This window comes from Mammaliicoccus vitulinus (assembly GCF_029024305.1).
GTDB classification, from domain to species: domain Bacteria; phylum Bacillota; class Bacilli; order Staphylococcales; family Staphylococcaceae; genus Mammaliicoccus; species Mammaliicoccus vitulinus.
This window is the reverse complement of sequence record NZ_CP118974.1, coordinates 2,292,622-2,304,912: the sequence shown is the minus strand read 5'-3', so window position 1 is coordinate 2,304,912 and position 12,291 is coordinate 2,292,622. Positions and strand designations below refer to the sequence as shown.

Annotated in this window: 11 protein-coding genes; 10 read left to right on the top strand and 1 reads right to left on the bottom strand. The window is 32.6% G+C overall.

The genetic code is table 11. The annotated features are described in order from the left end of the window. The 4 genes from panB (at position 1) to PYW35_RS11505 (ending at position 4,545) form a co-directional block, all read left to right on the top strand. Positions 1–810 carry a 3-methyl-2-oxobutanoate hydroxymethyltransferase gene (panB, locus tag PYW35_RS11520; RefSeq protein ID WP_103323185.1) on the top strand — a complete coding sequence of 270 codons (810 nt, stop codon included), beginning with the start codon at positions 1–3 and terminating at the stop codon, positions 808–810. After that, the gene (panC, locus tag PYW35_RS11515) at positions 807–1,649 is read left to right on the top strand and encodes a pantoate--beta-alanine ligase (RefSeq protein WP_103323184.1); all 843 of its coding nucleotides are present in this window, start codon (positions 807–809) and stop codon (positions 1,647–1,649) included. The genes panB and panC overlap by 4 nt, the downstream gene beginning before the upstream one ends. A 365-nt stretch (positions 1,650–2,014) precedes the next feature. Then, positions 2,015–2,881, top strand: coding sequence for a UTP--glucose-1-phosphate uridylyltransferase GalU (galU, locus tag PYW35_RS11510; RefSeq protein ID WP_103323183.1), 867 nt, complete (start codon positions 2,015–2,017; stop codon positions 2,879–2,881). A 17-nt stretch (positions 2,882–2,898) separates the two neighbouring features. Beyond that, positions 2,899–4,545 (top strand): phospho-sugar mutase, encoded by a 1,647-nt coding sequence (locus PYW35_RS11505; protein WP_103323182.1) that lies wholly within the window; start codon positions 2,899–2,901, stop codon positions 4,543–4,545. 423 nt (positions 4,546–4,968) lie between these two features. Here the strand turns inward: PYW35_RS11505 and PYW35_RS11500 are convergent. Continuing rightward, positions 4,969–6,110 (bottom strand): IS3 family transposase gene (locus tag PYW35_RS11500; RefSeq protein WP_204107796.1). Its coding sequence is split into 2 segments (ribosomal slippage): positions 4,969–5,840 and positions 5,840–6,110, totalling 1,143 coding nucleotides; the frame shifts between segments, so codons are not numbered across the junction. A gap of 56 nt (positions 6,111–6,166) precedes the next feature. Here PYW35_RS11500 and PYW35_RS11495 point away from each other — a divergent pair. The 6 genes from PYW35_RS11495 to PYW35_RS11470 are packed head-to-tail and all read left to right on the top strand — an operon-like array spanning position 6,167 to position 12,289. After that, positions 6,167–6,802 (top strand): Wzz/FepE/Etk N-terminal domain-containing protein, encoded by a 636-nt coding sequence (locus tag PYW35_RS11495; RefSeq protein WP_420870557.1) that lies wholly within the window; start codon positions 6,167–6,169, stop codon positions 6,800–6,802. Positions 6,803–6,816: 14 nt separating this feature from the next. Next, a complete protein-coding gene (locus PYW35_RS11490; RefSeq protein ID WP_103323313.1) occupies positions 6,817–7,506 on the top strand; it encodes a polysaccharide biosynthesis tyrosine autokinase in 690 nt (229 codons plus the stop codon). Then, entirely contained in the window at positions 7,503–8,267 is a 765-nt protein-coding gene (locus tag PYW35_RS11485; RefSeq protein WP_103323312.1) for a tyrosine-protein phosphatase, read from the top strand. Before PYW35_RS11490 ends, PYW35_RS11485 begins: the two co-directional genes overlap by 4 nt. Positions 8,268–8,320: 53 nt before the next feature. After that, positions 8,321–10,123 carry a polysaccharide biosynthesis protein gene (locus tag PYW35_RS11480; RefSeq protein ID WP_413481864.1) on the top strand — a complete coding sequence of 601 codons (1,803 nt, stop codon included), beginning with the start codon at positions 8,321–8,323 and terminating at the stop codon, positions 10,121–10,123. 14 nt (positions 10,124–10,137) lie between these two features. Further along, positions 10,138–11,163: a nucleoside-diphosphate sugar epimerase/dehydratase gene (locus PYW35_RS11475; protein ID WP_103323310.1), complete on the top strand. Its 1,026-nt coding sequence runs from the start codon at positions 10,138–10,140 to the stop codon at positions 11,161–11,163. Between the two features lie 13 nt (positions 11,164–11,176). Further along, the gene (locus tag PYW35_RS11470; RefSeq protein WP_103323309.1) at positions 11,177–12,289 is read left to right on the top strand and encodes a polysaccharide biosynthesis C-terminal domain-containing protein; all 1,113 of its coding nucleotides are present in this window, start codon (positions 11,177–11,179) and stop codon (positions 12,287–12,289) included. The last annotated feature ends 2 nt before the right edge of the window (positions 12,290–12,291 follow it).

Genomic DNA, 12,291 nt, shown 5'->3' with positions numbered 1-12,291 from the left:
ATGAAAACCATAAAACAATTGTTGACGATGAAGGAACAAAAAGAGAAAATTTCTATGATCACAGCATATGATTATCCAAGTGCTAAACAAGCAGAACAAGCAAAGATAGACACAATACTTGTTGGGGACTCTTTAGGTATGGTTGTTTTAGGATATGACAGCACTGTAGAAGTAACGATGGAAGATATGATTCATCACGCTAAAGCAGTTAGAAGAGGTGCGCCTGAAAGTTATGTAATCGTTGATGTGCCTTTTGGTGCAGTAGGCGTCGATCAAACGACAGACATGAAGAACGCCATTCAATTATATAAAGAAACGAAAGCAAACGCCGTCAAAATCGAAGGTGTCCATGTAGAATTGATTAAAGGGTGTACGCAAATAGGTGTACCAGTTGTATCACACTTAGGGTTAACACCTCAAAGTGTCGGTATTACAGGTTACAAATTACAGGCTGGCTCAAGAGAAGAAGCAGAACAACTAATAGAAGATGCGAAAAATGTAGAACAAGCTGGAGCCGTAATGCTTGTGTTAGAAGCCATACCGAGTGATTTAGCAGCCGTTATTAGCGCACAATTAACGATCCCAGTAATTGGTATCGGTGCTGGTAAAGAAACAGATGGACAAGTATTGGTATATCATGACCTATTAAATTATGGCTCAGAACATATCGCTAAATTTGTTAAGCAATACGGTGACTTTTCAAATGGCGTAGAAGCATTAAAAACTTACAATCAAGAAGTGAAAAGTGGTGCATTCCCTTCAGAAGCACACACTTATAAAAAGAAAGTGATGGGAGAGACAGATAAGTGACACAAGTAGTCGAGTATGTAAAAGACATGATGGATATCGCATCAACCTATCGATCACAAGGTAAAACAATTGGATTAGTGCCAACAATGGGTGCGTTACATGATGGCCATTTAAAAATGATGAAACAATCAATAGAAGAAAATGATGTAACGGCAGTAAGTATTTTTGTGAATCCATTACAATTTGGTCCTAACGAAGACTTTGATAACTATCCAAGACTATTTGCATCAGATTTAGAAAAATTACAACAAATCGGCGTAGACTATGTATTTCATCCGACAGTAGAAGAAATGTATCCAAGAGAGCTAGGCATGACAATTACTGTAGGGCACTTAGCACAAGTATTAGAAGGAAAGAAACGACCAGGACACTTTGATGGTGTTGTAACAGTCGTTAATAAACTTTTCAATATTATACAACCGACCAATGCATATTTTGGGAAGAAAGACGCACAACAACTTGCCATAATCGAAAAAATGGTAGAAGAATTTAATCATGCAGTTCATATCGTGCCGATAGATATTGTGAGAGAAGTAGACGGATTAGCAAAAAGCTCTAGAAATATATATTTAACTGATGAAGAAAGAAAAGAAGCGGTTCATCTATCTAAAAGTTTAGAATTAGCACAACAACTATATGATCAAGGCGAGAGAGATAGCGATGTTCTCATAAACGAAATCACACAATACTTACAGAAACATGTGAGCGGAGAAATCGTAGAAGTAGCCATATATAGTTATCCCGAATTAGAAGAACAAGTTACAATAAGCGGACAAATATTCATATCATTAGCAGTTAAATTTAGCCAAGCAAGATTAATCGATAATATTATTATTTAGGTTGAGGAGTAGGAGATTAGGTCATCCAAATATTGCGGGAATGAATAAAGAAAAGCCACCAAAGCTGATTTGGTGGCTGTTTTGTTGTGTTGAGAGATATAGTCCAAGTTATTCTATTGAAGAAGGATTAAATGAATACTATCGTTTAATCTTGAAAAGCACATATCATAAAGGTTTATTTATTATAAAATGGGAAATGTATGTTTAAAGATAAGAATGTTGAGTATATGTATAATGGCAACAGATAAACTGAAAATGCTATAATTATAACGTGGTAAAAATGAGAGAGTTTTACTATATTAAAAATAAACACTAATAATAGTTATTATATATTTTTTAAAAGCAATTTTATAAAGGGGATTACTATGACAAAAATAAAAAAAGCAATCATACCAGCTGCAGGTTTAGGGACGCGTTTCTTACCTGCTACGAAGGCGATGCCTAAAGAAATGTTACCGATATTAGATAAGCCTACAATTCAATATATCGTGGAAGAAGCGGCACGTGCTGGGATTGAGGATATTATCATCGTGACGGGTAAACATAAACGTGCGATTGAAGATCATTTTGATATTCAAAAAGAACTTGAAACGACATTGTTTGAAAAGGGTAAACTTGAGCTATTAGATAAAGTTCAATATTCAACAAACTTAGCGAACATTTTCTATGTTAGACAAAAGGAACAAAAAGGATTAGGTCATGCGATTCATACAGCTAAGCAATTTATCGGCAATGAGCCATTCGCTGTGTTACTAGGCGATGACATCGTAGAATCTGACAATCCTGCGATTAAACAATTGATGGATCAGTATGAAGAAACAGGCAAGTCTGTAATTGGTGTTCAACCTGTACCTGAATCTGAAACACATCGTTACGGTGTTATTGCGCCGAAGTCTCAAGAATCGCGTTTATACGAAGTAGAAAAATTCGTTGAAAAGCCTGCACAAGGAACAGCACCATCAAACTTTGCGATAATGGGTCGATACGTTCTTTCACCAAGAATCTTCGACTATTTAGAAACACAAACTGAGGGTAGTGGTGGGGAAATTCAATTAACAGATGCGATAGAACGTTTAAATAAAGATGATAAAGTATATGCATATGACTTTGAAGGTCAACGTTACGATGTTGGTGAAAAAATTGGATTCGTGAAGACAACGATAGAATATGCACTGAAAGATGAAGAAATGCGTGAAGAAATTAAGCGATATATTCAATCATTAGATATTTAGGTAAAGGGGATAGGACTTTGAGAGCACAATGGGAAGAGAAAGTTTCTGAAAGCTTAGTAGAACAATTTTATAAACTTCAATCAGAACAAGAAATTGAAGAAGGGTTTTCAGATGTATTATCCTTTGGAACTGCAGGCATTAGGAGCACCTTTGGTATTGGACCTGGGCGTTTAAATAAATTTACGATTCAAAAGTTCGCTTTAGGTTTCGCTAAATATATAAAGCGTATAACAGCGCAGCCTAAAGTTGTTATCCATTTTGATACAAGATATTTATCTAAAGAATTTGCGATTGAAATAGCGAAAGTATTAGGGACGAATGGTGTGCATGTCATTTTACCTGAAACTTTCAAATCAACACCAGAACTATCATTTGCAGTAAGACATTTAAACACAACAGCAGGTATTATGATCACAGCGAGCCATAATCCTAAGAACTATAATGGCATTAAAGTGTATGGCTCAGACGGTGGCCAACTGCTCACAGATCCATCATTAGAGCTGAGTCAATGTATGGAGACAGTGCAAGAACCATTAAACATTAAAACAACAGACATCGAAGTACTAAAAGAAGAACTAGTCATCGTACCATTTAATGAAGCAACAACAATTGCTTATAAAGCAGCTGTTAAAGCATTAGTAGGTGAATTTAAAACGACATCAACTAAGACTGTTTTGACAAGTTTACACGGGACGAGTCTCCCATTATTATCTGATATTTTAAATGATCTGTTATATACAAACCATGTCGTAGAAGAAGCGCAATCAACACCGAACGGAGACTTCCCAACAGTGAATATTGCGAATCCAGAAGCGGAAGATACATTTGAATTAGGTAAACAATTAGCTGAACAAGAAGATGCACAGTTGATCGTTGCAACGGATCCAGATGCAGATAGAATAGGTATCGTTGAAAGATACGAAGATGGAACGACGAGATATTTCAGCGGAAACGAAATAGGCTTGTTGCTTATTAAAATTAGACATGATGCATTATCAAATGATCGACTAAAGTACATCATTAAATCCGTTGTAACAAGTACATTAAGTGAGAAATTAGCTAAATCATTAGAAATAGGCGTCATTAATGTTCTAACAGGATTTAAATATATATCAGAACAGCTGATGAACTTAGAGAACAACCCATCAAAGCTCGTCTTAGCCTATGAAGAAAGCCATGGTTATTTAGTAAATGATTTCTCAAGAGATAAAGATGCGATACAAACAGCTGCATTGCTTATCAAATATAAAGAACAACTCGCACAAGAAAACAAAACATTTAAAGATGTTATAAATAATATCTATCAAGAACACGGGCATTATAAAGATAGAACACTATCACCAACATTTGAAGGCGCAGAAGGCAGAAGAAAAATTAACAATATTATGCATAACTTCAAACAGCTAGATACCATTGAAATATCAAACTTAACACCATTGTTTATAGAAAACTATATTACGAAAGAATCATTGAATGTTAAAAGTGGTAACAAAGAAATCATACACTTGCCACAAACAGATTTGATCAAGTTCATATTTGAAGAAGGATTTATAGCAGTAAGACCATCAGGAACAGAACCTAAAATGAAATTATACTTCTCATTAGATGTAGAGAATTTAGAAGAAGTCATTGAAGAATTTAAAGAGAAATACGGGTTGGAATAGCATACCTAAAAGCCTCATTGAGATACACTCAATGAGGCTTTTTTATGTGCATTAATACCAATTAATGGAATAATCGATGTAAAAAGTAACTTACTTATTTGTGATTAAAACTTAATTACAATTTAAGAGAAAAATCACAATAAAAATTTTGTAACATAATAAAAATTTAAATATGATTAATAAAAAAATAAATATTTTTAATGGTTCTAAAGTATAAAAAATATTAATCAAAAATTTACAAACAAACAATTGTAAATGTTAATAATTATTGTATAATTAAATAGTATTAAATGTGAAAAAATGGAGGATTTTATGGAAGAAACAATTGATTTAAGTAAATTATTTGCAATATTAAAGAAAAACATGAAGTATTTAATAAGGCACTGCACCCTTACTAAGGGAGCTCAATAAAAACACTATTTTCTAGGCTGCTAATTTCCTATATTCTATAGGGGATAAGTAGCCTAGTTTTTGTTGAATTCTAACTTTATTATAGTTTTCAATGTAATTTTCGACAATATCTATTACAATGGTATTAGAGCTTCTAAGCTCACTGTTTAAGTAGAATGTTTCACACTTTAGAGAGGCATGAAAACATTCTATTGGGGCATTATCAGCTGGCGTTCCCTTACGGGACATGCTTCTGGTAATGCCTTTTTCTGTACATAGGGCATAGTATTCATAAGAAGTATACACACTTCCTTGATCACTATGTAATATAGTACCTGGTTCCAATTGAAGTTGTTTTAATGTCTCATTTACTAATTCTTGATTTTGTTTATTACCGATTTTATATGCCACAATTTCACCATTGTAAGCATCCATGATAGATGAAAGATACAACATTGTATTCCCGAAGGGTAAATAAGTGATATCTGTTAAAAGTACTTCTAAAGGTTTCTCTGCTTTGAAGTTTCTATTTAATAGATTATGTGTTTTATAATATGCATTCCCTGGTCTTTTCGATTTTTTCATTCGTACTTTACAATTTAAATTATGTTTTTGCATAATCCTTTGTACTTTTTTGTGATTAATTGGTTTATTATTTTTTCTATTTAACAAGGCAGTTATTTTTCTATAACCATATGTAAAACGATGTTTCTTACATAGTTCTATAATTTCTCGTTCATCCTCAGATATACTGAAATCTTTGTTTTTCCATCTGTAATAATTTGATTTTGGAATATCTAAAGTTTCTAAAATGACTTTCACTGTATATTTAGATTTCAATTCATTTACTAATTCAACAACTACCTCTGGGACCACTTCCTTTCCAATTCCTTGTACTTTTTTAAAATTTCATTTTCTACTTCTTTGCGCTTTAATTCAATTTTTAGCGTCTCAACAGTACTCAATTCTTCATTTCCTTTTCCGTAGGAATATTGTTTACCTACTTGTTGATTGAATCTATGTGTTTCCCCATTTCTATACCATTTCCACCACACTTTAACTTGAGATTCATTTTTAATATTTAAAGCATCCATTATTTCTCTTGTACTATATCCTTTAAGTTTCATTTCTACTACTTTATATTTTGTTTCAACTGAATATGCCACTCTTTTCATAGAAAAAACACCTCCGTATAAATTCATTTTAATATGAATTCAACGAAAGTGTTTTTATTTTACTCCCACATCATGGGGTTAGCGCAATAATTTTACCGATAGTTTTTCTTGTTTTAAGTATGGTGATGACATTCTTATTTATCACACCTAAATATTCATCTTCAACACAAGTACTTGTTAACCAAAAAGAAACAGACAGCCAAATGATGGCTCAACAAGTGCAATCAGACTTACAACTCGTGAATACATACTCAGAAATTATTAAGAGTCCAAGAATATTAGACAAAGTATCTAAAAATTTAAAAGGGAAGTATTCTAGTAACGAAATTTCAGGCATGCTTACAGTTAGCAATCAAGCAGAATCTCAAATTTTAAACATAGCTGTTGAAAATGAAAGTCGTGAAGCAGCAGGTAAAGTTGCTAATGAAATAGCAAACGTCTTTAGTAAAGATGTTAAGAAAATTATGAGCGTAGATAATGTTTCTATCCTTTCTAAAGCAGATAATAATGGGAGTAAAGTGTCACCTAAACCGCTTATCAACGCAGTGGTCGGTGTATTTTTAGGCTTAATTGTCGCACTTATTATAATATTCTTGAAAGAAATTTTAGATAAGAGAATTAAAACAGAAGAAGACGTAGAAGAATTGTTGGATTTACCAGTATTAGGCACTATACAAGACTTTAGTAAATAAGGGGAGGTAAGAATATGGCTAAAAATAAAAATGTAAAACCACTTATTACAGCAGATAAACCTAAATCAGTAATAAGTGAAAAATTCAGAGGTATTCGTACGAACATTTTATTCTCAACAGCAGATAATGATGTTCAAACGGTCGTATTTACTTCTGAAAAACCATCAGCTGGAAAATCAACAATTTCTGCTAACGTTGCAATTACATATGCACAAGCTGGATATAAGACATTGTTGATAGATGGTGATATGAGAAAACCGACACAACATTACTTGTTCAATACGACGAATATTGATGGTTTATCAAATTTAATCATTAATAAGACGGACTATTCTAAAGCGATTCATAAGACAGATATTTCAGGTTTAGATTTACTTACAGCGGGCCCGATTCCACCAAATCCTTCAGAATTAATAGGTTCAGAAAACTTATTAGAAATATTTCAGTACATAAAAAAGGAATATGATTTTATTATCATTGATACGCCCCCAGTAAATACCGTAACAGATGCGCAATTGTTCTCTGAAATTGCTAAATATGTTGTCTATGTATTAGATGTACAAAAGAATGATCGAAACACAGTTAAAAAAGGTAAAGAACTCATTGAAAAAGCGGGTGCAAAGATTTTAGGAGTTGTGTTAAATAAAGCACCTGAAGATAAATCATCTAGTTATTATTATTACTATGGGAAAGATGAACAATGATCGACATCCATAATCATGTTTTAGTAGGTGTTGACGATGGGCCACAATCTTTAGATGAAACCATTGCTCTATTAAAGCAAGCTAGAGCACAAGGGATTAAAGGTATTGTTGTAACACCACATCATTTACATCCTAGATATGATAATACTTTTGAAATGGTGTTAAAAGGTATTGATGAACTTAATAACATCGAAGAGATAGCGCAATTAAACTTACAGCTTTATCCAGGTCAAGAAATACGTATAACAGATAAGATTTTTGAAGAAATCGAGCAACAAAGCATTTACGGGATAAATAAATCAAGATACTTACTTATTGAACTACCTTCAAATGAAGTACCACACTACACCAAGAAACTTCTATATGAAATTCAAACTAAAGGCTATATACCTATTATTGCGCACCCAGAACGCAATAAAGCGATTGCTCAAAATATGAATTTACTATATGAACTGGTCAATCACGGGGCACTCAGTCAACTTACATCATCATCTTTAACAGGTGAACTTGGTAAGAACATACAAAAATTATCTATACAAATGATAGAACACAATTTAGTGCATTTTGTCGCTTCAGATGCACATCATTCAGATAGTAGACCATTTAGTTTAGGTGCTTTGTTTAGTACGCCTAAATTAAAAAATATTGAATCCGATATAAGCGTGTTACTAGATAATAATGAAGCAATGATTCAAGACAAAAGTGTGGTTACGGGAAGACCCATTGAATTTAAGAAGAATAAATTTTTTGGTCTATTTTAATTAAGGAAATCGGGGAATGAGAATTGAAATATATATCAATTAAGCAAAGACTTATGATGTTGTTGTGCATAGACTCAATAATTGTAACTTTTTCAGTGTTTTTAGGATATTACATCTTAGAACCATTTTTTGAGGGATACTCAATTAACGTGTTGATTTTATCATCACTCATATTGCTTATATCGCATCATGTATTCGCTCAAATATTCGATTTATATCATAGAGCTTGGGAATATGCGAGTGTCAGCGAATTAATATTAATTGTTAAAGCAGTTACAGGATCAATCGTTGCTACCGGGATTATTGTTCCAATATTTACGCAACAAGCACCTTTTTTACGATTGTATTTTATAACTTGGATGATGCACTTATTGTTAATCGGTGGATCCAGGTTGTCTTGGAGAATATATAAAAAGACATTTATTAGTAAAGAAGGTAAAAAGAAACCAACACTTATAGTAGGTGGTGGTAGAGGTGGTTCATTGCTCATTCGTCAAATGATGAATACACCATATATGGGAATGGAACCAGTTCTAGTAGTAGATGACGACCCTAATAAACAAAAAATGTCTATCGCATCCGGCGTTAAAGTTCAAGGTTACATTACAGATATACCAGAATTAGTAAAGAAATTTAAAATTAAAAAAATCATCATTGCGATTCCGACACTTTCACAACATAGATTAAGGGAAATCAATAAGTTGTGTGAAGGTGAAAATGTAGAAGTATTTAAAATGCCTAACATAGAAAATGTTATGTCAGGTGAAATTGAAGTTAATCAATTGAAAAAAGTAGAAGTCGAAGATTTACTAGGAAGAGATCCAGTAGAGCTAGATATGGCATCCATTTCAAAAGAATTAACACACAAAACGATACTTGTAACAGGAGCAGGTGGATCAATCGGTTCTGAAATATGTAGACAAGTATGTAAGTTCACACCAGATAGAATCTTACTACTTGGTCACGGAGAGAACAGTATATATCACATTCATCAAGAACTGATTGGACTATATAAAGAAGAAATAGAAGTAATACCCATTATTGCAGATGTTCAAGATAAAGAGCGTATGAAAGAAGTCATGCAAGCGTATAAACCATACGTTGTTTATCATGCAGCAGCGCATAAACACGTACCATTAATGGAGTACAATCCACAAGAATCAATTAAGAATAATGTTTTAGGAACAAGAAATACAGCAGAAGCAGCTAAATTAGCAGAAGTAAGTAAATTTGTAATGGTATCAACAGATAAAGCTGTAAACCCACCAAACGTGATGGGCGCTTCTAAAAGAATAGCAGAAATGGTTATACAAAGTATGAACAATGAAACAAGTAAGACAGACTTTGTAGCAGTACGATTCGGGAATGTGCTTGGTTCAAGAGGATCTGTAATACCACTATTCAAAAAGCAAATAGAAGCGGGCGGTCCAGTAACCGTGACTCACCCAGATATGACAAGGTACTTTATGACGATACCAGAAGCATCAAGACTCGTCTTACAAGCAGGCGCATTAGCAACAGGTGGAGAAGTATTTGTATTAGATATGGGTAAACCTGTAAAAATAGTAGACTTAGCGAAAAATCTTATTAGATTAAGTGGTTATAAAGAAGAAGATATCGGGATAGAGTTCAGTGGAATTAGACCTGGTGAAAAATTGTTTGAAGAATTATTGAATAAGGATGAAATACATCCAGAACAAGTGTACGAGAAGATTTATAGAGGGAAAGTTAAAGAAACTGACATAAAAGAAGTAGAAGTAATCATTTCAGATTTGCTTAACAATTTCACTAAAGAAAAGATTATTAATTATACCAACAATACTTGCAATAATAATCATGCTAGAAAAATACAATAGTAACGGGTGAGGATATGTTTAAAGGGAAAACAATATTAATTACTGGTGGAACTGGATCATTTGGAAATGCAGTGATGGAGAGATTTCTACATACTGATATTAAAGAAATTAGAGTATTTTCAAGAGATGAAAAGAAACAAGATGATTTAAGAAAAAAATATAATAATGATAAATTGAAGTTTTATATAGGTGATGTTCGAGATGTTGTTAGTGTAGAAAGTGCTATGAGAGGCGTTGATTTTGTCTTTCATGCCGCTGCTTTAAAACAGGTTCCTTCTTGTGAATTTTTCCCAATAGAAGCTGTTAAAACAAATATATTAGGTACAGAAAATGTTGTGCAATCTGCAATAAGAGCTAATGTAAAGAAAGTAATTTGTCTTTCTACAGATAAAGCTGCCTATCCAATCAATGCTATGGGTATTTCTAAAGCGATGATGGAAAAAGTGTTTGTTGCAAAATCTAGAAATGTGGATAAAGATCAAACATTAATTTGTGGAACAAGATATGGGAATGTTATGGCTTCAAGAGGATCTGTAATTCCTTTGTTTATTGAAAAAATCAAAAATAATGAACCATTAACAGTTACAGATCCTAATATGACAAGATATTTAATGAGTTTAGAAGAAGCTGTTGAATTAGTGATACATGCTTTCAAACATGCTGAAACTGGAGATATCATGGTTCAAAAATCACCTGCTTCTACAGTTGGTGATTTAGCACAAGCGCTATTAGAACTTTTTGAAGCGAAAAATGAAATTAAAATAATTGGTACAAGACACGGTGAAAAACAAGCTGAAACACTACTTACTAGAGAAGAATATGCTCAAGCAGAAGACATGGGTAATTATTACAGAGTTCCTGCGGATTCTAGAGACTTAAATTATAGTAATTATTTTGAAGATGGTAGTAAAGAAATAACAGAAGCGTTTGAGTATAACTCAGATAACACTTATCTGCTTTCAGTAGAGGAAATTAAAGAAAAATTACTCTCACTAGATCTCGTGAAAAATGAACTCAATAATCATAAAAATAAAGCTTAAATAGGAGGTTTACATGAAATCAATCGTCATAACTGGTTCAAATGGCTTTGTAGGAAAAAATTTAAAGTTTGATTTAAAGCAAACGACTGATTATCAAATACTTGAAATATCAAGAAATACTTCTATTGAAGAGAGAAATGAATATTTAACTAAAGCAGACTGTATTGTTCATTTAGCAGGTGTAAACAGACCAGTACATGAAAGTGAATTCTATGAAGGAAACGTGTCACTTTTAAATGAAATGTTAGATTCAATTAAGGACAATCCTAATAAACCTTCAATTATTTTATCATCTTCCATTCAAGCAAACGCTGATAATTCATATGGAAAAAGTAAAAATGAAGCAGAAAACTTATTAAAAGATTTTTCTAAAAATAATGGGAATAAAGTTTATATTTATCAATTACCGAATTTATTTGGTAAATGGTGTAAACCTAATTATAATTCGGTCATTGCAACATTTTGTCACAATATTGCTCATGGCAAAGAAATAAGCGTGAATGATAGAGAAATCATGTTATCACTGAATTATATTGACGATGTTATTGCTGAAATCAAGAGAGCAATTGAAGATAAACCTACTATTATTGATGGAAAAGTAGAAGTTCCGAATGTATATAAAGTAAGCTTAGGAAAAATTAGTGATTTAATAGTGTCATTTAAAGAAACAAGAGAAAAAAGAACTTTACCAAATTTAGATGATTCCTTTGAAAAAGCTTTATATAGTACTTATTTAAGTTATTTACCTAAAAATGAATTTAGTTATCCACTTAAAATGCACATTGACGAAAGAGGATCCTTTACAGAGTTTCTCAAAACGCCAGATAGAGGCCAAGTATCTGTCAATGTTTCAAAACCAGGCATAGTTAAAGGAAATCACTGGCATCACACTAAAAATGAAAAGTTCCTTGTCGTATCTGGTAAAGGTGTTATTAGATTTAGATTACCTGAATCAGATGAAATTATAGAATATCATGTGTCAGGGGATAACTTAGAAGTAGTAGATATTCCAGTAGGCTATACACATAATATTGAAAACTTAGGTACAGAAAACATGGTAACGATCATGTGGGTTAATGAGATGTTTGATCCAGAAAACCCTGACACATATTTCTTGGAGGTTTAAAA